The organism is Streptomyces sp. NPDC055287 (assembly GCF_053646035.1).
The window spans coordinates 325,913-348,201 of the sequence record NZ_JBSHNE010000003.1 but is presented as its reverse complement, the minus strand read 5'-3'; the positions used below and the strand labels follow the sequence as shown (position 1 = coordinate 348,201).

Below are 22,289 nucleotides of genomic sequence, written 5' to 3'. Positions count from 1 at the left end.
AGGCGATATGGTGCGGCCCGAGAGGCGGCTGACCTGGGCCGGCGCGAAGAAGGGGGGTGGGTCGCGGCATGGCGGTACCCGTGGGGACGGTGGATCTTTTCGACCAGGAGTATGTGCTCGACCCCTTCCCGGTCTGGGACGGTCTGCGGGAGAACGCGCCGGTCCACTACGACCCGGACACCGGCCTGTGGCTGGTGAGCCGGTACGACGACGTACGGGCGGTGTTGCTCGATACGGACACCTTCCTCCCGGACAACGCGATGGACGCGATCGGCCGCTTCTCGGTGGCGACCCTGCGCGTCCTCGCCAGGGCGAGGTTCGCCCTGCCGCCCACCCTCGCCAGCAACGGCGGCGAAAGCCACGCCGGGTACCGCCGCATCATGACCCGGCTGCTCAACGCGCAGGCCGTCAGTGCCTGCGTGCCGATGGTCGAGCAGGTGACCGCCGGCTGTCTGGACGAGCTGGAGGAACGGCTCGACGCCGACGGGGTGTGCGACCTGGCCACCACGCTCGCGCAAGACGTGCCGATGAGGGTGCTGCTGCGGCTGCTCGGCCTCGAACAGGCCGTGGACGTCGGCACCGAGACTCTGGCCCGGTGGAGCGACGCCTCGCTGGAGCTCTTCTGGGGACGGCCGGACCCCGTGGGACAGGTCGAGCTGGCCGGGGAGGCCGCCGACTTCTATTCCTGGCTCAGGCGCCTGGTGACCACGCCCGGCCCGCGGGAGGACACGCTGCTCGGCGCCCTCGCGGCGCACCGCCTGCCGGGCGGCGAGCCACTGGGCGTGGCCGAGTCGGCCGCGGTGCTCTACTTCATGATCATCGCTGGCCAGGCGACCACCCGCCAGATGATGAGCACCATGTACCGGCGCGCGCTCGGTGAACCCGGGCTGTGGCGGCGCTTCGCCGACGAGCCGGGCAGCGTGGAGCCATGGGCCGAGGAGATGCTGCGGCGGGAGCCCCCCATCACCACGTGGCGGCGCGTCACCGGCCGGCCGGTCACCCTGTCGGGGGTGGACATCCCGGCGGGTGCGCCGCTGTTGCTGATGCTGGCCGCCACCGGCTCGGACCCCGACGTGTTCGAGGACCCCGCGGAGCTCTGCCCGCACCGGCCGAACCGGCGCAAGCACCTGTCCTTCGGCGTGGGGCGGCACAGGTGCTCCGGGGCCGAACTGGCCAGGGCGGAGGCCGGTGTGCTGCTGCGGATGACCGCGGCCCGGCTGCCCGGCCTGCGGCTCGCGGACCCCTCCTCGGCCCCGGAGATACCGGCGCTGCTGTCCTTCCGGGCGCCGCTGCGCGTACTGGTGCGACGAGGCTGACCTCACCCCCGGCGAAGGGTGAGGCACAGCGGCTTCGGTGCTCGACCGATCAGCTCGCGGACGGCAGGTCCTGCCGCACCGTGATCGCGTTGAGGCGGATCGTGTACCGCGCGGTGTCGCCGACGGTCAGGGCCCGGACCTCCTGGGGGCCGAGAGCGACTGTCACATTGACGCAGAAGGCGATCGTGTAGAGAGACGCCCCGGTCTCCTCGTCCTGGAGGGCGAACAGGAGGTTGTAGTAGTAGCTCGTACGGTCCGGCTCCTCCCGGTAGAAGGAGAGGTGGGTGCCCTCCTGCCGGCCCAGGCCCACGAAGGCCTCGGTGAGACCCCGCTCGGCCTTGTCCCAGAAGGCGGTGCCGGCGTACGGGAGCGGAAGGGCCTGGCGCACGGCCTCCTTGAGGGAGAGGACCATGACACTGACGGGCGCGGTTTCCTGGAGCCCCCAGCCACGGATGATCTTCACGGTCGAACAGTCGGGGATGACGCTCGCCGCCCTGCTGATCTCGCCGAAGTCGAAGTCCACGGTCGCCGGGGCGATCGCGTGCTGGAACCCGGCCTCGATGTCCTGCGCCCGGCCCATGAAAGACGACCCCACCTCGAAGACCGTCTTGAAAGTCGTCTTCTCGGTGGCGATCTGGTCAGCCATCGCTGCTCCTAGCGTTTCGGAAATGATCGCGCCCGGTCGGCAAGTATGCCGTTCGGCATTCAGCCCGCCGCACGGGGCACGGCCCTCCCGGCGTCCGTCACAGCGCGTCGCCGGGCAACCAGGACAGATCGTCCGGATCAGGCTCCGGCGCGGGCTGCTGACCGTCGGTCAGGGACTGCTCGGTCCACATGACCTTGCCGGTCGGCGTGTATCTGGTTCCCCACCGTCCGGCGAACTGGGAGACGAGGAACAGCCCGCGCCCGCCTTCGTCCGTGGTGGCCGCACGCCGCAGGTGGGGGGCGGTGCTGCTGCCGTCGGACACCTCGCAGATCAGGCCGCGGTCGTACATGAGCCGTACGTGGATCGGCTCGGAGCCGTAGCGGATCGCGTTGGTGATCAGCTCGCTCAGCATGAGCTCGGTGGTGAACCCGATCTCACCGAGGCCCCACGACTCCAGCTGACGGACGCACGCCGCACGGACGGGGCCGACGGCCGAGGGGTCGAAGGGGACGTCCCAGTCGGCGACCCGCGAGCGGTCCAGCAGATGAGTGCGGGCCACCAGCAGCGCGATGTCGTCTCTGCGGTGCGGGGGCAGCATCGCGCTGAACACCGCCTGGCAAGTGTCCTCGGGGGTCGGGTTCGCCGGGTCCGCCAGGGTGTGGCGCAGGAGGCGCAGGCCGGTGTCGATGTCGCGGTCGCGGTGTTCGATGAGGCCGTCGGTGTAGAGGACGAGCCGACTGCCCTCGGGCAGCCGCACCTCGGCGGTCTCGAACGGCAGGCCGTGCAGGCCCAGCGGCGGGAAGACGGGCACTTCGAGGAAGTCCACCGTGCCGTCGGGGTGGACCAGCGCCGGGGCGAAGTGCCCCGCCGTCGCCATGGTGCACACGCCGGAGACCGGATCGTAGATGGCGTACAGGCAGGTGGCGCCCGTGATGCCGTCGCCGCCGTCGTCCCCCTCCTCGTCGTCGATGCGGGAGACCAGGTCGTCGAGGTGGCCGAGGAGCTCGTCCGGTGACAGATCGAGGGCGGAGAAGTTGTGGACCGCCGTGCGGAGCCGGCCCATGGTGGCGGCGGCGTGCAGGCCGTGGCCCACGACATCGCCGACGACCAGGGCGACCCGGGCGCCCGGCAGCGGGATGACGTCGAACCAGTCGCCGCCCACACCGGCCTGCGCGGGCAGATAGCGGTACGCGACATCCAGGGCGTCCTGCTCCGGCAGGACCCGGGGCAGCAGGCTGCGCTGGAGGGTTACGGCCATGGCGTGCTCGCGGGTGAAGCGGCGGGCGTTGTCGATGGCGACCGCGGCGCGGGCGGCCAGCTCCTCGGCGAAGGCCAGATCTTCCTCCCCGAAGGGCTTACTGGTCTCCGCGCGCCAGAAATTGGCCATCCCCAGGACGACACCGCGAGCCTGCAGCGGCACCGAGACCAGGGAGCGGATGCCGTAGGCGAGGGCCCGGTCGGCCCCCTGCGGATCCTGGGACCGCCAGCCGTGGGCGACGGTCAGATCGGCCTCGAGCACCGCGTGGCCGCTTCCCAGCGCCGCCGCCATGGGCGTCGTGGGCACGAGGAACCTGATCAGGTCGCCCACCGGCTGGAACGGACGGTCCTCGCGCCCGCCGCTCACGGCGGCGCGGCGCATCTCGGTATGGGTCCCCGTCGGCTCGTCGCCGCGCAGTACGGGGTCCAGCAGCTCCACCGTGGCGAGGTCCGCGAAGCCGGGGACCGCCACCTCCGACAGCTCCTCGGCGGTACGCGCCACGTCCAGTGTGGTGCCGATCCGCACTCCGGCCTCGTACAGCAGCTTCAGCCGCTCCCGGGCCACCTGCGCCGCGCCGGACAGTGCCAGCAGCTCGGTGGTGTCGCGGAGCGTCGCGACAGTGCCGGGGGGCCCGCCGTACGGCGCGGTGGGCCGGGTGTTGACGGCCAGCAGCCGGTCACCGGCCAGGTGGACCTCGTCGGTCACGGCGCGGCCCGAAACCAGCAGCTCGGCGATGGGCTCGTCGAGGCCGAGGTCGGTGATGTGCCGGCCCTCGGCGCCGGCGGGCAGTTCGAGGAGCCTGCGTGCCTCGTCGTTGAGCAGCGTGAGCCGGCCGTCGTCCCCGATGATGAGCACCCCTTCCCGGACGGCGTGCAGGACCGCGTCGTGGTGCTCGTACATACGGGTCATCTCGGTGGGGCCGAGGCCGTGCGTCTGGCGCCGCAGTCTCCTGCTGACGAGCACGGAGCTGCCGATGGCCAGGGCGAGCGCGGCGACCGCGCTCGCGAGGAGCATCGGCAGATGGCGGTCCACCGCGTCCCCGACGTTCTCGACCGTGACTCCCGCACCGACCAGGCCGACGACGGTGCCGTCGGCGTCGGTGACCGGGACGATGGCGCGCGCCGCGTCGTTCGGGGCGCCCTTGAAGATCTCGGTGAAGGCTACTCCGGCCGCGGCGCGCCCGACACCCTCGGCGCGCGTGCCGATCAGTGCCGGATCGGTGTCGGCGACCCGGGTGCCGTCCGGTGCCATCACGGCCATGAAGTCCACGCCCGCGCCCCGCTGGGCCGCGTCCGTATGGGCGCGCAGCGCGGCGGTCGGATCGAGGGAGCGCAGCGCCTCGACGGTGCCCGGGGCCTCCGCGAAGGCCTCCGCCGCGGCGAGGGAGCGGTTACGGGCGTCACCCGCGCTGTCGTGGCGCGTCTGGACCGTGAGTGCGACCACCGCGGCGGTGATCAGCAGCACCGCGACCACGATCTGGAGGAGGAGCACCTGGCCGGCGGCGCTGCGCACCTCCAGCCGGGAACGCACTCCTCGCTGCCGAGACGAGCGCGGTGACCCGACACCCCTGGGTCGTCCGAGACGTCCGCTCATGCCCTATTTTTAGCATTGCGTGACTTTTTAGGGGCTGTGTTGTCTTGTGGCAGATGGAGACGCCGGCTGGGCCGACGGCTCTAGAAGGGGATCGAGCCGATCCCGGAGATCTTCAGCCGCCCGCTGCCGATGGCGGTGCGCTTCGCCACGACGGCGGCCTCCCGGCCGTCGGCCAGCCGCAGGGTGACCTGTCCGCTGTCCATCACGGCGTAGAACTCTTCCGGCACCTGGTCGGTCTGGGCGCTGCCGCCCCACTCGAGCGCCCCCGAGCGGCCTCCGCTCAAGGTGGCCACGACGTCGATCTGGGCATTGCCGGTGATGAGGACCGCGGGGCCCTGATAGTTGCTCATGGCCCCCAGTGTGCGCCCACCGGCCGCCGCTTCCCGCCAGATGGGGGCTGCCGGACGCGCGACGGCCTGCCGGCTCCGTCGGGGCACCCTCGGGGGCCCTGCGGGAACGGGCAGGCCGTAACGCTTCGAGCACTCACTTCGGGAGGGCGTTCACCCACCCGGTGGCCGTTTTTTAGTACGGGCCGTTCACGTTGTCGATCGAGCCGTAACGGTCCGCGGCGTAATTGCAGGCGGCGGTGATGTTGGCGACCGGGTCGTAGCTGTCCGTCGACGTGCCGGGCACGTGGTAGGCCAGGAACGTCGGCTGGATGACCTGGAGGAGGCCCTTGGACGGCGTACCGGCCACAGCGTTGGAGTCCCAGTTGTTGATCGCCATCGGGTTGCCCGAGGACTCGCGCATGATGTTGCGGTGGATGCCGTCGTACGTGCCGGGGATGCCGTGCTTGGCCATGACGGCCAGCGACTCCTTGATCCAGCCGTCCAGGTCGTCGGTGTACGTCGTTGTCTTGGCGACGGCGGCGCGGGTCTCGGAGCGGTCGGCGCGGTCGGCCGCGGGCTTGGCCTTCGCGGGCGCCTTCGCCGGTGCCTCGGCCTTCGCGCCGATCGTCAGCTTGAGGCCGGGGTGGATCAGCGCCGGGTTGTCGCCGATGGTCTTGCGGTTGTCCTGGTACAGCTTCTTCCAGCTGCTCAGCGAGTGCGCGTCCGCGATCTTGGAGAGCGAGTCACCCGCGACCACGGTGTACGTCGTGGGTGCGGCCTTCTTCGCGGCCGGGGCGGCGGCGGGGGCCACGGTCTTCTCGACGGCGGCGGGCTGAGCCGCGCCGGCGGTGGTCGCGCCGACCAGCGGCAGGACCAGGGCGGCGCCACCCGTACCCACGGCGATGAAGCCACGGGTGAGGGATCTGGCCTTGGGACGACGGTGCTTACCCTTTGCGGGCATGACAAATTCCTCTCCGTCGCCTGCGAGGTGAGCTGTCGGGTTCGGGCTGGAGATGCCCGGTCGCACGGTCAACGCGACTTCACCCCGAGCCGTTCCGGATTACCGGACCGGCGGCTTACCTGGGTCCCCCGCTCCTGCCGTACGTGAGTGTGAGTGGGTGTGGATTCCGGACGGCGGCAGGATTCGGCGGTCCACCCGGATTGACGGTGACGTTAAGCGAGACGGATGGAGAAGAACAAGCCCCGGAATGATCGCCTCGATCGCTCGGCCGACCGGGGCGGGGGAACTTCCGTCACTGTCCGTTGGCGCCAAACTCAACTTTCTTTCTGGGGGCGGGAGCTGACGCCCGGCAGGACTTTCACATTCCGTTGCGGACGTGACTCGTATCACGGGAGGCCGGGCTCAACGGCCTTTCCGGCAAAACGCCCATATCGGTCAATCGCGGTCGCAACGTGCACCCCGGGAGCATCTGCGGTCGAGGGTGCGCTCTCGGGGCTGAGGAACTTCTCGCGCCCTGCGTCGACTTGGGCGTCTGTGAGGGGAATTACCCTCATTGTCCAGGGGGGTGCTGCCCGCCTCGCGGTGTAGTGGGCATCGCGGTGCGCGTCGAGAGGGGCGTCGGCTGGACCGGCCGCGACGTGCGGCAAATCGCGCCATATGGGCACAATTTGGTTCCGGTGAATCGCATCAAAGCGCCGGGGCCGGCTTCATGGCAGGGGAGTGCCACCCGTGGCATTGACGATCTCGGCCGTGATGTAGCTGGCCTGCGGAGAGGCGAGGAATACGTACGCCGGGGCCATTTCGGCCGGCTGTGCGGGCCGGCCCAGAGGTGATTGCTTTCCGAACTCCGTGGTGTCCGGCATGGTGGCCGGAATCAACGGAGTCCACACCGGGCCCGGAGCGACGGCGTTGACGCGGATTCCGCTGGGCGCCACCATGTGCGCCAGCCCTTGCGTGAAGGCGACAATCGCCGCCTTCGTCATCGCGTAGTCGAGCAGATGCGGGCTGGGCTTGTACGCCTGAACGGAGGCGGAGTTGATAATGCTCCCTCCCTCGGGCATATGGGGGAGGGCCGTCTTCGAAAGCCAGAACATGCCGTAAAGATTGGTCTTCATGACCCGGTCGAATTGTTCGGTCGTGATGGCGCCGATGCCGTCCGGCTGGGACATTTGATACGCCGTGTTGTTCACCAGAATATTGATCGCGCCGAATTCCGACACAGCGCGCCCGATGAGCGCACGGCACTGCTCCTCGTCCCGGATGTCACAGCTCACCGCCACGGCCCTGCGGCCCGCCTCCTCGACGAGCCGTGAGGTTTCCGCGGCTTCCTTCTCCTCCTCCGGAAGATGGGTGAGCAGCACATCGGCACCCTCACGGGCGAAGGCCAGACTCACCGCCCGGCCGATCCCCGAATCGCCGCCGGTGACCACGGCCGCGAGGCCCTTCAAAAGCCCGCTGCCCCGGTACGACTCCTCGCCGTGATCGGGCGGCGGATCCATCGGGCCCGTCCACCCGGGGTGCGCCTGTTCCTGGTCGGGGAGTTTCGGCTGCGGGTGCTTCGTGACGGGATTCTCCGTCTCGCGGCTCTCGTCCTTCACGGGCGGCCTCCTGCTGGTCGGTGGGTGGTCGGTGGCGGCTGGTCGGTTCGACCACACCTGGGTTCCCCGAAGCGGGGCGCCCAAATCCGGAGCTCCCCCTTCGCGGCCTGCTTTCCGGCCTCGCGTACGGAGCCGGGCCGCCGGCCGGCGCCATACTGGTGCTTATGCGGGTGGCGTTGATGACAGCGGGTTCGCGCGGTGACGTATCGCCCTACACCGGGCTCGCGCACGGCCTCGCACAGGCCGGGCACGAGGTCACCCTCGTGACGCACGCCTGCTTCGCGCCACTGGTGGAGGCGGCGGGCGTGGGCTTCCACCCCCTGCCCGTGGACCCGCGGGCGGAACTCGCCTCCGCGCGAGGCCGCGCCCTGCACCGCAGCGTCACGGACGTCGGGAAGCTGGCGCGGATGGTCTCCATGGCTCGGGCCCTGGTCGGAGGGATGACCGACGATCTGCTGCAGGCGGCGCGGGGGAGCGACGTACTGCTGGTGTCGAGCTCGCTCGGTCCGCTGGGCCACACCATCGCCGAAGGGCTGGCGCTGCCCAGCATGGGTGTCTACCTGCAGCCCCTGGCCGCGACCGGCGCCTTCCCGCCCTCGGTGACCGGCACCCGCTCGTGGGGCGCCGCCGGGAACCGGCTGGCCGGCCGCACGGTGAACGCCGCGGTGGACGCCGCGGTGGACGCCATCTTCGCCGACACCACGCGTGCCCTGCGGGCGCGCCTCGGGCTGCCGGCCGCGAGTCCACGCGCCGCCCGGCGCGTCCGCGAGCGGCAGGACTGGCCGGTCCATCACGGCTTCAGCGCGCTGGTGGTGCCCAGGCCGCGCGACTGGCGCCCCGGACTGGGCATCGCCGGCTACTGGTGGCCCCAGGACCCGCCGGAGGTCCACCTGCCCGCCCCGCTGAGCGACTTCCTCGCCGCCGGCCCGCCGCCGGTCTTCGTCGGCCTGGGCAGCGCCACCGTGCCCGACCCCGGCCGCTTGAGCGGGACGGTGGTCCGCGCCCTGCGCGCCGCCGGACTGCGCGGCGTGATCCAGCGCGGCTGGAGCGGGCTGCACGCCGAGACCGACGCCTCGGACATGATCACCGTCGACGAGATCCCGCACTCCGTCCTGTTCCCGCACATGGCGGCAGTGGTCCACCACGCGGGCGCGGGCACGACCGGCGCCGGCCTGCGCGTCGGCGTCCCCGCCGTACCCGTCCCCATCCAGTTCGACGCGGCCTTCTGGTCCTCCCGCCTCGTCGCCCTCGGGGTCGCCCCGCAGGCCGTCCCGTTGCGCGGGCTGACGGCGCCGCGCCTGGCGGCCGCCCTCGGCCGCGCGACGACCGAGGCGGCGTACGGCCGCCGCGCACGCGAGCTCGCCGCCCGTCTGCGCGCGGAAGACGGCGTACGGCCCGTACTGGCCGCCGTCGACCGGCTCGCCGCGCCGTAGCCCGGCCGGTGCGTCACCGCGCCCCTGCGGTGCGCTCAAGAGGATGATGCGAGCGGGAAAAGGCTGTCGAGCGGGCGAACGGTGATCTCTGGCATGCGCGTCCTGTGTACTGCGATTCTCTCCCCCGCCCACACGCGTGAGGCGCTCCGCTTCGCGCGCCTGCTGTCCGGCGCGGGCCATGACGTACTGATCGCCACCGAGGAGCACCTGCTCGCTTTCTTCCTGGACCAGGGCGTGACCGCGACCGCGTGCCTGCCGAACCTGTTCGGCGCCGCGATGACGGCCGGTCAGGAAACGCGGGACGCCGTCGGACACCTGCAGAGCGGCGCCGCGTCGATGGAGTCGGCGGCGCTCGTACTGGCGGGTCCGCATCTGCTCGGTCAGTTCGACGCGCTGGCCGCGGCGGCCCACGAGTTCAAGCCGGATCTGCTGCTGCGCGACGCCATGGACGTCAGCGCCTGCCTCGTGGCCGAACAACTCGGCATCCCCCAGGTGGCGATGCCGTCCGGGGCGAAGGGCTTCACCGACCCGGCCGCCCTGCTGCCGCACCTCAACCGGTGGCGCTCCACCGCGGGCCTGCCGCCGCAGGACGACCCGTTGTCCCTGACGGCCCACGGGCACCTGGACTACCTCCCGGCCTTCTGCACCTTCGCACCGCACCTGCCGCCCGCGCACGCGTACCGGCAGCCGGCGTTCGTCGATCCCCGCGCGAAGCTCCCGAGCTGGATCGTCGGCCTGCCCGACGGCAAGCCGCTCGTGTACGCCGGACTCGGCTGCGCCCTACCGCTCTTCCTGCCCTCGCCGGACGGCCACCGGCCGCTGCCCGGCCAGCCCGATCCGGGCACCGTCCTGCGGTCGATGATCGAGGGACTGTCACGGCTCGACTGCACCGCCGTCGTGTCGACCAGCGGTGTGACCGTCGCCGACGTGGATCCCGCACCCCATGTGCGTGTCGTCGAATCCGTGCCCCAGACCCTGCTGCTGGAAGCGGCCGACCTCTTCCTCACCCACGGCGGCTACACCAGCGTGCGGGAGTCGATCAGTACCGCCACCCCCATGGTGGTGCTGCCGCAGACGGCCGACCAGCCCATGAACGCGCGGCGCATCACCGAGCTGGGCATCGGCAGCGAGGTCACCGATCCCACCCCTTCCGGCATCGCCTCGACGTGCCGCCGCCTGCTGGAAGACAGCGCCGTGCTGCGGCGCGTGAAGCACGCCCGTCTCGCGTGCCTGGCCCTGCCGGCCGTCGAGGCGGCCGTGGACGACTTGGAATGCCTGGTCAATCACCACACGACCCCACAATGAAGGGCGCGTGTGGTACCCACGGGTGACCGACGTCGACACCGGCAGCAACGATGTGGAGGACTGGGCAGATGGTGCACGAACGAGCGGGACAGCAGGCCGGACCGGACGATCTCATCGACGTGGCCCGGCTGGTGACGGCGTACTACGCGCTGCACCCCGACGTGCGGGAGCCGGGCCGGCGGGTCGCGTTCGGCACCTCCGGGCACCGGGGATCCTCGTCGGCGACCGCGTTCAACGAGGACCACATCGCCGCGACCAGCCAGGCGATCTGCGAGTACCGGGGCCAGCAGGGCATCGACGGACCGCTTTTCCTCGGCGCCGACACCCACGCGCTGTCCGAGCCCGCCCGGGTGACCGCGGTCGAGGTCTTCGCCGCCAACGACGTGACCGTGCTCATCGACGCGGCCGACGGCTACACCCCCACCCCGGCGGTGTCGCACGCCATCCTCACCCACAACCGCGGACGTACGTCGGGCCTCGCCGACGGCGTGGTCGTCACCCCGTCCCACAATCCGCCCGGGGACGGCGGCTTCAAGTACAACCCGCCCAGCGGCGGCCCGGCCGGCTCGGACGCGACCGGCTGGATCCAGGACAGGGCCAACGAGATCATCGCCGACGGACTGAAGGACGTACGGCGGCTGCCCTACACCAGCGCGCTCGCCGCTCCCACCACCGGGCGCTACGACTTCCTGGACACCTACGTCTCGGATCTGCCCTCCGTGCTCGACCTGGACGCGGTACGCGCGGCAGGAGTGCGCATCGGCGCCGATCCGCTGGGCGGGGCGTCGGTCGCGTACTGGGGCCGCATCGCCGAGCAGCACCGGCTCGACCTCACCGTGGTCAACCCGCGGACCGACCCGACCTGGCGATTCATGACGCTGGACTGGGACGGCAAGATCCGCATGGACTGCTCGTCGCCGTACGCGATGGCCTCGCTGATCGAGGCGCGCGACCGCTATCAGATCGCCACGGGCAACGACGCCGACGCCGACCGGCACGGCATCGTCACCCCGGACGGCGGCCTGATGAACCCCAACCACTACCTCGCCACCGCCATCGGATACCTCTACGCCCACCGCGACCAGTGGCCCGCCGACGCCGGGGTCGGCAAGACACTCGTGTCGTCCGGGATGATCGACCGCGTCGCCGCCGACCTCGGGCGCGAGCTCGTCGAAGTACCTGTGGGCTTCAAGTGGTTCGTGGACGGGCTGGCCGGCGGCTCGCTCGGCTTCGGCGGCGAGGAATCGGCCGGCGCCTCCTTCCTGCGCCGCGACGGCTCGGTGTGGACCACCGACAAGGACGGCATCATCCTGGCCCTGCTCGCCTCCGAAATGCTCGCGGTCACCGGAAAATCACCCTCCGAGCACTACGCGGCGCTCACCGCCCGCTTCGGCGAACCCGCCTACGCCCGCATCGACGCCCCCGCGACCCGCGAGGAGAAGGCCGTACTGGCACGCCTGTCGCCCGCGCAGGTCACGGCGGACACGCTGGCCGGGGAGCCGATCACCGCCGTACTGACCGAGGCGCCCGGCAACGGCGCTCCCATCGGCGGGATCAAGGTGACCACCGCCAGTGCCTGGTTCGCCGCCCGCCCGTCGGGCACGGAGGACGTCTACAAGGTGTACGCCGAGTCCTTCCTCGGCCAGGACCATCTCGCCCGGGTGCAGGAAGAGGCCAAGGCCGTCGTGTCGACGGCCTTGGCGGGCTGAACGGCCGCCCGCCGGTCACGACAGCCGGAACTGTCCCGGGCCCTGTCGAGACAGGTACGGTCTAGAGATATCTTGATGTCAAGCAATGTTGCAGACGTGGAGCGGAGCACCCGGTGACTGACTCGACCATCATCTACACACACACCGACGAGGCCCCGGCCCTGGCGACGTATTCGTTCTTGCCCGTGGTCGAGGCCTACGCCTCGACCGCCGGGGTCACGGTGGAGAGCCGCGACATCTCGCTGGCCGGGCGCATCATCGCCGGCTTCCCCGAGCACCTTGAGGAGAACCGGCGGATCGACGACGCGCTCGCCGAGCTCGGTGAGCTGGCCAAGACGCCCGGCGCGAACATCATCAAGCTTCCGAACATCTCGGCATCGATCCCGCAGCTGAAGGCCGCGATCGCCGAGCTCCAGCAGCAGGGCTACACGCTGCCGGACTACCCGGACGACCCGAAGACCGACGCGGACAAGGACGTCCGCGCGCGCTACGACAAGGTCAAGGGCAGCGCCGTCAACCCCGTGCTGCGCGAGGGCAATTCCGACCGCCGCGCCCCCGCGTCGGTCAAGAACTACGCCAAGGCGCACCCGCACCGCATGGGCGCGTGGACGGCCGACTCGAAGACGAACGTCGCCCACATGGACACCGACGACTTCCGCTCCACCGAGAAGTCCGTGGTCGTCTCCGAGGCCGGTTCGCTGCGCATCGAGCTCGCCGGTGACGACGGCACCACCACCGTCCTGCGTGAGTCGGTACCCGTCCTGGCCGGCGAGGTCGTCGACGCGGCCGTCATGCGCGTCGCGGCGCTGCGTGAGTTCTTCACGGCGCAGGTAGCCCGCGCCAAGGCCGACGGCGTGCTGTTCTCGGTGCACCTGAAGGCCACGATGATGAAGGTCTCCGACCCGATCATCTTCGGCCACGTGGTGCGCGCCTTCTTCCCGAAGACGTTCGCCGAGCACGGCGCGACGCTCGCCAAGGCCGGCCTGACCCCGAACGACGGCCTCGGCGGCATCCTCAAGGGCCTGGAGTCGCTGCCCGAGGGCGCGGCGATCCAGGCGTCCTTCGAGGCCGAGCTCGCCGAGGGCCCCGCCCTGGCCATGGTCGACTCCGACAAGGGCATCACCAACCTGCACGTACCGAGCGACGTCATCGTCGACGCCTCCATGCCGGCCATGATCCGCACCTCCGGCCACATGTGGGGCCCGGACGGCCAGGAGGCCGACACCCTCGCGGTCCTCCCGGACAGCAGCTACGCCGGCATCTACCAGGTCGTCATCGACGACTGCCGCGCCAACGGCGCGTTCGACCCCTCGACGATGGGCTCGGTGCCGAACGTCGGCCTGATGGCTCAGAAGGCCGAGGAGTACGGCAGCCACGACAAGACCTTCGAGATCCCGGCCACCGGAACGGTCCGGGTCGTCGACGCGGCCGGCAACGCCGTCCTGGAGCAGGCCGTCGGCGCGGGCGACATCTTCCGCATGTGCCAGACCAAGGACCTGCCGGTCCAGGACTGGGTCAAGCTCGCTGTCACCCGCGCCCGCGCGACCGGCAACCCGGCCGTCTTCTGGCTCGACGAGACCCGCGCGCACGACGCGCAGCTGATCGCCAAGGTCCGGACGTACCTCGCCGAGCACGACACCGAGGGCCTCAAGATCGAGATCATGTCGCCGATCGAGGCCACCGCGTTCTCCCTGGAGCGCATCCGCCGCGGCGAGGACACCATCTCGGTGACCGGCAACGTCCTGCGTGACTACCTGACCGACCTGTTCCCGATCCTCGAGCTCGGCACGAGCGCGAAGATGCTCTCGGTCGTCCCGCTCATGAACGGCGGCGGTCTGTTCGAGACCGGCGCCGGCGGCTCCGCGCCCAAGCACGTGCAGCAGCTCGTCAAGGAGAACTACCTGCGCTGGGACAGCCTGGGCGAGTTCCTCGCGCTCGCGGTCAGCTTCGAGCACCTCGCGCAGACGACGGACAACGCGCGCGCCCAGGTGCTCGCCGACACCCTCGACCGCGCGACCGCGACCTTCCTGGAGGAGGACAAGTCGCCGAGCCGTCGCCTCGGCGGCATCGACAACCGCGGCAGCCACTTCTACCTGGCGCTGTACTGGGCCCAGGAGCTGGCGAAGCAGACCGAGGACGCGAAGCTCGCGGAGGCGTTCTCCGCCCTCGCCAAGACGCTGGCCGAGCAGGAGCAGACCATCGTCGGCGAGCTGATCGCGGTGCAGGGCTCGCCGGTCGACATCGGCGGTTACTACCGGCCCGACGCGGCCAAGGCCGCAGCCGTCATGCGTCCGTCGGCGACCTTCAACGAGGCCATCGCGACGCTCGGCTGACGCGACGGCACCTGTCGCGCTTCCGCCCCAGGTGCCGGTTCACGTTCCGGCTACGTTCCGGACGTCCGCCCCGGTCCGCATCACGCGGGCCGGGGCGGTCCCCTTTCCACTGGCTTCGGGCGCGTGCTCGTCCGCGCGGAGGTTCCCCGTCCGCCAGGGGCGGGCTGCGGCTTTCACCCGGTCGGCCCCGGACCGCGCCCGGGGCCGGAGGCGGGCTGGCCGGGCAATCGGATGACGCCGGTCCGGCGACGCCGTGGCGCGTTGGCAGCTGTCCGGGGGCGGGCGTAGGAAGTGGGAAGGAGTCGGCCCGGGGTGGCGAAGCCCCGGGCGGCTCCCTTCGCCACGAAGGTGGGAATTCGAAGCTGACGACTGGCCGGAGAGATCATGCCTCCGGCCCCGGGTACATCGGCGCCGACGACGGCGGCGAGATCCTGCGCACGACGACCTCGCACAAGGTCCGCCGGCTGCCCGTCATCGACGGCCACGACCTCATCGGCATCGTGGCCCGGGCCGATGCCGCCCTGGCCCTGCCCGCCCCGCAGCCGGGCCACCTTCTAGAAGTCCTCTCCACGGACTGCGGCGGGTAGCCGGCACGGTCCGCACACAGCCGGGCCGGACGCGCGGGTCTGCCGCGTCCGGCCGGGGTCGGGGCCGTTCGGTGGGGGAGTCGAGCGGTCCTCAGGAACTCTTGCCCCGGCCCGACATCGCGTCGCGCATCCGGTCCACGAGCCCCATCCCGGGAGCCAGCAGTTTGTTCGCCGGCGGCTGGTCGGGGGCGGAGGGGTGCGGACGGGTCGGCGCCGTCTTCTTGGCCTGGCGGACCTTCTCGCCCAGCTCGTCCAGCATCTCGGGGGAACACGCTTCGCGCAGCCGGGGGAAGAGGTTGTCCTCCTCGTCCAGGATGTGCGTCCTGATCTCCGTCATCAGCTTGCCCACCAGCATGTCGAACTGCGGGTCGTCCGCCTCGCGGCTCTCCATGTCCTTCATGGTCTGCTCCGCCTCGGCGTGGTCCTCCAACTCCTTGTCCGCGAGCGCGTCACCCCCCTCCACGTGCTTGCGGACCGCCGGGTAGAGGTACGCCTCCTCCGCGACCGAGTGGCGGACCAGCTCCATGGTGACCTGGTCCGCGTACACCTTCCGCTGACTGTCGCCGGCCGGAAGTTCCTCGATATTGGTGAACAGCTCCTTCACTTCGTCATGGTCGGTGGTCAGTTCCGCGATGATGTCTCCGCCGTGTCCCATGGTGGTGCTCCTCTGTGTGATCGATCGTCTGACTGATGTGGCGCAGGCCACGGTCCGGCCGTGAGCCGGGCCATTTCCCCGCGGAAGGACGGGGGGTAGCGTTCCGGACTTCTCTCCCGATGAATTCGGACGGCCCGGACATGCCCGCAGATCTCTCCCCGCTGATAGCGGCGACCGCTCAGTGGCTGACCCGCGCCTACCCGTCGGGCGGCGGCGTGATGGACTCCGCTCTCTGCGAGGCGCAGGCCCGGCAGGCGGTGACGGTGGCGGCGTGGCTGCGCTACCCGACCCCCATGGACGCCGCCCTGGTCTCCGTGGCGGGGCCCGGAGGCTCGGCCCGGCTCGACTGGGTCACCGGCGCCGACGGCGCGGCCGCCGAAGACGACCCGGACACGTACGCGTGGCGTACCTGGGTCGACGAGGTCGTGGCGAGCTGGGCGGCGTGCCTGCTCGGCGCCCCCGGGCTGGCCGGAGCCGCGGTGACCGCGCTTGCGGCGGCCCGGCCGACGGACGGTCCGCCGGTCGAGTTCCGGCGCCTGGTCACGCCCGACGCACGGGACCGGCGGGCCGCCGCACTCCTGCGGCACCCCGATCTCCTGGCTCCTGTGGCCGAGCTGCACCACGACCGGCTTCTCGACCGCCTGAAGCCCGGGCCGGCGCTGACCGCCTGACACCCGGGCCGACGGGGACCGGCTGGGACACGCGGTCCCGCTGGGGGCAGGATTACCTGCCGACTTCCTTGTTGACGGCCGCCGGGGAGTCGTACTCCTTTTCCGGAAGCGCCTCGAGCGCTTCTTTGACCCCCGGGTCGGCGCCGTTCTTCTCCGCCTTGTCGACGATCTGCCTCTTGGAGGCGGGATAACTCACGCCGCCCAGGGACTTCTGCATTTCGATCGGGTTCACCTTCATGGGCCGATACATGCCCCGGCCCCCCGGGCGCGCATACCGGCCGCCAACGCTGTCACTTCGATGGAGCAAAGCGCGGAACCGCGCCCCGGGCCCGCGCCGGAGAGGGCCGCAGACGCTTCTGCCGGTGACCTCGGCGGCCGCCTCTTCGATCACCCGCGCGTCGATCCAGCCGACCGGCTCGACGTCCCCCGACCTGCGGCTCGGGGTGTGACCACGAGCGGTGCGGCCGGTTCTCACTCTCCGTACGTCACCCGGATGCCCCACGTCACCGCGCCTCGCTCCCCACGGAGGCGGACTCTGATCGGAGGCTCTCCGCCCTCGGTCAGAGGAGATCGAATGATGAACGCCGCTTTCTCTCACGACTGGGAACACGCCGTCGTCACCGGCGGTGCCGGCTTCGTCGGTTCGCACCTGTGCACCGCTCTCCTGGACGCGGGAGCCGCCGTCACCTGTGTGGACGACTTCAGCACGGGACGGTCCGAGAACATATCCGCGCTGCTCGACCGCCCCGGATTCACTCTGGTGGAAGCCGACGTCTCCGTGCCGTTCGAGGTGGCCAGGCCGCCCGACCTGGTACTGCACTTCGCATCACCGGCGTCCCCGGCCGACTACCTGCGGCTGCCGCTGCACACCATGAAGGCCGGCAGTCTCGGTACGCGCAACGCCCTGGCCCTCGCCCACCGCGCCGGAGCCCGCTTCCTCCTCGCCTCCACCTCCGAGGTCTACGGCGACCCACAGCAGCACCCGCAGAGCGAGCGTTACTGGGGCAACGTCAACCCGGTCGGCCCGCGCAGCGTGTACGGCGAGGCCAAGCGCTTCGGCGAGGCGCTGACCATCGCCGAGGCCGATGCCCGGGGCACCGACACCGGCATCGTCCGGCTGTTCAACACCTACGGTCCCCGCATGCGCGGCTACGACGGCCGCGCCGTACCGACGTTCATCCGCCAGGCGCTCGCCGGCGAGCCGCTCACCGTCACCGGTGACGGACTCCAGACCCGCTCGCTCTGTTACGTCGACGACGCCGTGCGCGGCATTCTCGCGGCGGCGGCCCACTGCATGCGCGGTCCCGTCAACATCGGACACCCCACCGAGATCACCATGCTCGAACTGGCGCGGCTCGTCATCGAACTCACCGGATCCCGCTCCGAGATCTCCTTCATCGAACGGCCGACGGACGACCCCGCCGTGCGCTGCCCGGACATCACGCTGGCCCACGACAAGCTCGAATGGGAGCCGCGCGTGCCCGCCGCGGAAGGCCTGCAGCTCACCGTCGCCTGGTATCGCGCCCACGTGGACAGCTGATCCGGCCGAACGCCCTCCCGGCCGCGCTCCCCGGCGCGACCCGGCTTCGCCCCGATTCGCCGAAAGGCCTGAGACCCCCATGCGCATCCTCGGAATCAACGCTCTCTTCCACGACCCCGCCGCCGCCCTCGTCGTCGACGGCCGGACCGTCGCCGCGGCGGAGGAGGAACGGTTCTCCCGGCGCAAGCACGGCAAGCGGCCGCTGCCGTTCTCCGCCTGGGAACTGCCGGAGAAGGCCGCCGCCTGGTGCCTGAAGCGCGCCAACCTGCGCCCGCAGGACCTCGACGCGGTGGCGTACTCCTTCGACCCGGAACTCGCCAGGGCCGCCGAGGCGATGGGCCTGGACGACCCCTGGGGCCACCTGCGGCTGACGTACGCCCGGCAGGCCCCCGCGTTCCTCAAGGCCGCCCTGCCGGGCCTGGACCCCGGCATCGTCCGGTTCGTACCGCACCACATGGCGCACGCCGCGTCCGGCGCGTACGCCGCCTCCGACGCGGAGACGTCCTCGGTACTGGTCCTCGACGGCCGGGGGGAACGCGCCTCGCACCTCGCCGCGCGCCGGATCCGGGGCCGGCTGGAGGCGTTCCACGCCCAGGACCTGCCCCACTCGCTGGGCCTGGTCTACGAGGAACTCACCGAGCACCTCGGATTCCTGCGCTCCTGCGACGAGTCCAAGGTCATGGCGCTGGCCTCGCACGGTACACCGCGCATGCTGCCCGAACTGCGCCGTCACGTGTATCCCACGGGCGACGGAGGGTTCCACGCCACGGCGGTGCCCTGGCACGAACTCTGCGCGCCGCGCGGCCCGGACGAGCCGTGGACCCAGGACCACGCGGACATCGCGGCCAGCGCCCAGGCCGTCCTGGAGGAGACCATGCTCGACCTGGTGCGCTGGCTGCACGGCAAGACGCACGACAGCCTCCTCACCCTCGCCGGCGGCGTCGCCCTCAACTGCGTCGCCAACTCCCGGATCGCCCGCGAAGGCCCTTTCTCCCGCGTGTGGGTCCAGCCGGCCGCCGGTGACGCCGGGACCGCACTCGGCGCCGCGCTGCTGGTAGCCGCGGGGGAGGGGAACGAGCCGGAGCCCATGGCCGGCGTGGACCTCGGCCGCGACTGGTCGGACGCGGAACTCGGAGCCTGGCTGAAGACGGCGGCCGTGCCGTTCGACCGGCCGGCGGACATCGCCGCGACCGTGGCCCGGGCGCTGGCGGACAACGCGATCGTGGCCTGGTTCCAGGGCCGCTCGGAGTACGGCCCGAGGGCGCTCGGCCACCGCTCGCTGCTGGCGCACCCCGGTCACGCGGGCAACCTGGAACGGCTGAACGACATCAAGGGACGCGACCAGTTCCGGCCGGTCGCGCCCATGGTGCTGGCGGACCGGGCCCCCGAGATCTTCGAGGGGCCGATGCCGAGCCCGTACATGCTGTTCGTCCACGACGTGGCGTCGGAATGGCGCAGCCGCATCCCGGCCGTCGTGCACGTCGACGGAACCGCCCGCATCCAGACCGTCGACCCGGTGCAGGAGCCGCTGGTCGCCCGGATGCTCGGCGAGTTCGAACGGCTCACCGGTCTGCCGGTGGTCGTCAACACGAGCCTCAGCACGGCGGGCAGGCCCATGGTGGACGACCCGCGCGACGCGCTGGAGTGCTTCGGATCGTCGCCGGTCGACCTGCTGGCCATCGGCCCGTACGCGATCCGGCGCGGCGAGTTCTTCCACTCGTCGGACATGTACGAGAACGGGGCGGTGCGATGACTCCGTACGAAGAGGAGACGGCGGCCCCCGCGTACGCCGTGGTGATTCCGACGCTCGGACGCCGCAGCTTGCAGGTGTGCCTGCGCGCGCTCGCCGACGGGACCGGGCCGAAGCCGGCGCAGGTGGTCCTCGTCGACGACCGTCGCGAGCCCGGCGGCGTACCCCTGGCGGTGCACGTTCCCGAGGTGCTGCGGCCCCTCACCACCGTGGTGGCCGGCCGCGCGCGGGGGCCTGCCGCGGCCCGCAACAGGGGCTGGCGTGAGGCCGGGCCCGTGCCGTGGGCGGTCTTCCTGGACGACGACGTCGTGCCGGGCCCGACCTGGGCCGAGGACCTCGCCAAGGACCTGAAGGCGGCGACGTACCGCACCGCCGCGGTCACCGCCCGCATCACGGTGCCTCTGCCGGTGGACCGCCGTCCCACGGACTGGGAACGCAACACGGCCGGGCTGGCCACCGCGCGGTGGATCACCGCCGACATGGCGTACCGCCGGGAGGCGCTCGAAGCCGTCGGCGGCTTCGACGAACGGTTCCGGCGGGCGTTCCGCGAGGACGCCGACCTCGCGCTGCGGGTCCTGGCGGCGGGCTGGACGGTGGACGCGGGGAAGCGCGGCACGGTCCACCCGGTGCGCCGCGCCGACCGCATGATCTCCGTACGCCTCCAGAGGGGCAACGCCGACGACGTGCTGATGAACCGGCGGCACGGCCGGGACTGGTGGACCCGGGCGGACGCGCCCCGGGGGCGCCTGCCCCGCCACCTCGTGGTGACGGGAGCCGGGTTGACGGCGCTGTCCTGTGCCGCCGCCGGCAGGCGGGGCGCGGCCGCCGTGTGCGCCGCCGGGTGGCTGGCCGGTACGGCCGAAATCGCCTGGGCGCGGATCGCGCCGGGCCCGCGGACCCGCGACGAGGTCGCGACCATGGCCCTGACCAGCCTGCTCGTCCCGGCGGCCGCCACGTGGCACTGGCTGCGCGGCCGCGTCAAGTACCGCCGGGCGCTGCCGCTCGGCCCGCACGAGGCCGGGGCCCCGCCCCGCGCCCCGCGCGAGCCGGTCCAGGTACGGGTGCGGCCATGACCCGCGCTCCCACCTCCCGCCCCACGGCGTCCCCGACGAGCCCGACGACCGGCCCCTGGCTGTTCGACGGCCCGTCCGCCGTCCACCCGGCCCCCTCGTCCGGCCATCCGCAGCCGCGGTCGGCGCCGGGCACCCGCGGGGACGCGGCCCCCGGCCCGAGCCCGGACGCGGCCCGTTGCCGTGGGTTTCCCGAGGCGGTGCTCTCCGACCGGGACGGGACGCTCGTCGTCGACGTTCCGTACCACGGGAATCCGGCGCGGGTGGAACTCATGCCGTCGGCGCGGGAAGCCGTGGACGTCGTGCGCCGACAGCAGGGCCCGGCGCTGCCCGGCTCCGGGGCACCCCTGCCTCGACGGGGTCGGTGACACGGAGGTGCTCGCCGCCGTGGCCGCGCTGGGCGGCCGTACGCGGTCCGCAGCGGGCTGCCCGGCGGTGCCGGGCGGCGTACCCGAGAAGGAACGAGGAGGAGCGACCGCATGAACATCCTGCTGTGGCACGTACACGGTTCCTGGACCACCGCGTTCGTCCAGGGGCCGCACACCTATCTCGTTCCCGTGACACCCGGCCGCGATCCCGACGGGCTCGGCCGGGCCCGTACCTTCACCTGGCCCGACTCCGTACGCGAGACGACGCCCGAGCAGCTGCGCGACGCGCCGGTCGACCTCGTCGTCCTCCAGCGGCCGCACGAGCTCGAACTCGCCGAACGCTGGCTGGGCGGACGCCGGCCCGGCCGTGACGTACCCGCGGTCTATCTGGAGCACAACGCACCGGACGGCAAGGTTCCGGACACCCGGCACCCGTTCGCGGACCGCGACGACCTGACGCTCGTCCATGTCACCCACTTCAACCGGCTGTTCTGGGACAACGGTTCCACCCGCACCCAGGTCGTCGAGCACGGCATCGTCGACCCGGGACACCAGTACACCGGCTGGCTCCCGCGCGCCGCCGTCGTCGTCAACGACCCGATCCGGCGCGGCCGTTGCACCGGTACGGACCTGCTGCCGGCCCTGTCCGAGGCGACGCCGCTGGACGTTTTCGGCATGCGTACCGAGGGCCTGGCCGGCCACCTGGGCGTATCCGACGACCGTCTGCACTCCACTCACCTTCCCCAGCGCGACCTGCACGCCGCCCTCGCCGAGCGCCGTCTGTATCTGCACCCGGTGCGCTGGACCTCGCTGGGCCTGTCCCTGCTGGAGGCCATGCACCTGGGCATGCCGGTGGTGGCCCTCGCCACCACCGAGGCGGTCGAGGCCGTCCCGCCCGGCGCGGGAACGCTGTCCACCCGGCCCGAGGTCCTCGCGCGCGCCGCCCGCCACTACCTGCAGGAACCGGAGGCCGCGGCCGAGGACGGCGCGCGAGGCCGCCAGGCGGCCCTGGAACGGTACGGACTCAAGCGCTTCCTGAACGACTGGGAGCGCGTGATGACGGACGCGCGCTCATGACATCCATCGGCCCCGTCAGTATCAGCATCGGCGCCGGTGACCCCGCCGCTTCGTGGGTCGCCCTCGTCTCGGAACACGCCAGTCCGCTCG

Annotated in this window: 18 protein-coding genes, 1 pseudogene and 1 riboswitch; of the genes and pseudogenes, 12 read left to right on the top strand and 7 right to left on the bottom strand. The window is 71.8% G+C overall.

The window, feature by feature from the left end; translation table 11 throughout:
• Positions 1–68 precede the first annotated feature (68 nt).
• The gene (locus ACWIHY_RS07670) at positions 69–1,316 is read left to right on the top strand and encodes a cytochrome P450 (RefSeq protein WP_454374707.1); all 1,248 of its coding nucleotides are present in this window, start codon (positions 69–71) and stop codon (positions 1,314–1,316) included.
• A gap of 49 nt (positions 1,317–1,365) precedes the next feature.
• Here ACWIHY_RS07670 and ACWIHY_RS07665 read toward each other — a convergent pair whose 3' ends face one another.
• The 5 genes from ACWIHY_RS07665 to ACWIHY_RS07645 form a co-directional block, all read right to left on the bottom strand.
• On the bottom strand, positions 1,366–1,962 hold the full coding sequence (locus ACWIHY_RS07665; protein WP_454374706.1) for a Type-2Aa cytolytic delta-endotoxin: 597 nt from the start codon (positions 1,960–1,962) through the stop codon (positions 1,366–1,368).
• 97 nt (positions 1,963–2,059) lie between these two features.
• On the bottom strand, positions 2,060–4,813 hold the full coding sequence (locus ACWIHY_RS07660; protein WP_454374705.1) for a SpoIIE family protein phosphatase: 2,754 nt from the start codon (positions 4,811–4,813) through the stop codon (positions 2,060–2,062).
• 80 nt (positions 4,814–4,893) lie between these two features.
• Positions 4,894–5,163, bottom strand: coding sequence for a DUF4873 domain-containing protein (locus ACWIHY_RS07655; RefSeq protein WP_454374704.1), 270 nt, complete (start codon positions 5,161–5,163; stop codon positions 4,894–4,896).
• 172 nt (positions 5,164–5,335) lie between these two features.
• Positions 5,336–6,103 (bottom strand): LysM peptidoglycan-binding domain-containing protein, encoded by a 768-nt coding sequence (locus tag ACWIHY_RS07650; RefSeq protein WP_454374703.1) that lies wholly within the window; start codon positions 6,101–6,103, stop codon positions 5,336–5,338.
• Positions 6,104–6,105: 2 nt separating this feature from the next.
• Positions 6,106–6,269, bottom strand: a riboswitch (cyclic di-AMP (ydaO/yuaA leader).
• Between the two features lie 541 nt (positions 6,270–6,810).
• On the bottom strand, positions 6,811–7,602 hold the full coding sequence (locus ACWIHY_RS07645; protein ID WP_454374702.1) for an SDR family oxidoreductase: 792 nt from the start codon (positions 7,600–7,602) through the stop codon (positions 6,811–6,813).
• 278 nt (positions 7,603–7,880) lie between these two features.
• On the opposite strand from ACWIHY_RS07645, the gene ACWIHY_RS07640 reads away from it, so the two are divergent.
• The 5 genes and pseudogenes from ACWIHY_RS07640 to ACWIHY_RS07620 form a co-directional block, all read left to right on the top strand.
• Entirely contained in the window at positions 7,881–9,134 is a 1,254-nt protein-coding gene (locus tag ACWIHY_RS07640) for a glycosyltransferase (protein WP_454374701.1), read from the top strand.
• 93 nt (positions 9,135–9,227) lie between these two features.
• A complete protein-coding gene (locus ACWIHY_RS07635) occupies positions 9,228–10,439 on the top strand; it encodes a glycosyltransferase (RefSeq protein WP_454374700.1) in 1,212 nt (403 codons plus the stop codon).
• Between the two features lie 68 nt (positions 10,440–10,507).
• The gene (pgm, locus tag ACWIHY_RS07630) at positions 10,508–12,148 is read left to right on the top strand and encodes a phosphoglucomutase (alpha-D-glucose-1,6-bisphosphate-dependent) (protein WP_454374699.1); all 1,641 of its coding nucleotides are present in this window, start codon (positions 10,508–10,510) and stop codon (positions 12,146–12,148) included.
• Between the two features lie 113 nt (positions 12,149–12,261).
• Complete coding sequence (locus ACWIHY_RS07625) at positions 12,262–14,481, top strand: NADP-dependent isocitrate dehydrogenase (RefSeq protein ID WP_454374698.1); 2,220 nt, start codon at positions 12,262–12,264, stop codon at positions 14,479–14,481.
• A 404-nt stretch (positions 14,482–14,885) separates the two neighbouring features.
• Positions 14,886–15,068, top strand: a pseudogene (locus ACWIHY_RS07620) (CBS domain-containing protein); the annotation flags it as partial.
• A 91-nt stretch (positions 15,069–15,159) separates the two neighbouring features.
• On the opposite strand, the gene ACWIHY_RS07615 reads toward ACWIHY_RS07620, so the two are convergent.
• Positions 15,160–15,723 carry a hemerythrin domain-containing protein gene (locus tag ACWIHY_RS07615; protein ID WP_454374697.1) on the bottom strand — a complete coding sequence of 188 codons (564 nt, stop codon included), beginning with the start codon at positions 15,721–15,723 and terminating at the stop codon, positions 15,160–15,162.
• A gap of 140 nt (positions 15,724–15,863) precedes the next feature.
• Between ACWIHY_RS07615 and ACWIHY_RS07610 the strand changes: the two genes are divergently transcribed.
• Entirely contained in the window at positions 15,864–16,394 is a 531-nt protein-coding gene (locus tag ACWIHY_RS07610) for a hypothetical protein (protein ID WP_454374696.1), read from the top strand.
• Positions 16,395–16,446: 52 nt separating this feature from the next.
• Here ACWIHY_RS07610 and ACWIHY_RS07605 read toward each other — a convergent pair whose 3' ends face one another.
• A complete protein-coding gene (locus tag ACWIHY_RS07605; protein WP_454374695.1) occupies positions 16,447–16,632 on the bottom strand; it encodes a DUF2795 domain-containing protein in 186 nt (61 codons plus the stop codon).
• A gap of 339 nt (positions 16,633–16,971) precedes the next feature.
• Here ACWIHY_RS07605 and ACWIHY_RS07600 point away from each other — a divergent pair, with 339 nt between their 5' ends.
• The 5 genes from ACWIHY_RS07600 (at position 16,972) to ACWIHY_RS07580 (ending at position 22,199) form a co-directional block, all read left to right on the top strand.
• Entirely contained in the window at positions 16,972–17,934 is a 963-nt protein-coding gene (locus ACWIHY_RS07600) for an NAD-dependent epimerase/dehydratase family protein (RefSeq protein ID WP_454374694.1), read from the top strand.
• 79 nt (positions 17,935–18,013) lie between these two features.
• A complete protein-coding gene (locus ACWIHY_RS07595; protein ID WP_454374693.1) occupies positions 18,014–19,687 on the top strand; it encodes a carbamoyltransferase family protein in 1,674 nt (557 codons plus the stop codon).
• On the top strand, positions 19,684–20,757 hold the full coding sequence (locus tag ACWIHY_RS07590) for a glycosyltransferase family 2 protein (protein ID WP_454374692.1): 1,074 nt from the start codon (positions 19,684–19,686) through the stop codon (positions 20,755–20,757). The genes ACWIHY_RS07595 and ACWIHY_RS07590 overlap by 4 nt, the downstream gene beginning before the upstream one ends.
• Positions 20,754–21,122, top strand: a complete 369-nt coding sequence (locus tag ACWIHY_RS07585; protein ID WP_454374691.1) for a hypothetical protein — start codon at positions 20,754–20,756, stop codon at positions 21,120–21,122. Before ACWIHY_RS07590 ends, ACWIHY_RS07585 begins: the two co-directional genes overlap by 4 nt.
• A gap of 111 nt (positions 21,123–21,233) precedes the next feature.
• Positions 21,234–22,199, top strand: coding sequence for a glycosyltransferase (locus tag ACWIHY_RS07580; protein WP_454374690.1), 966 nt, complete (start codon positions 21,234–21,236; stop codon positions 22,197–22,199).
• Positions 22,200–22,289: the final 90 nt, after the last annotated feature.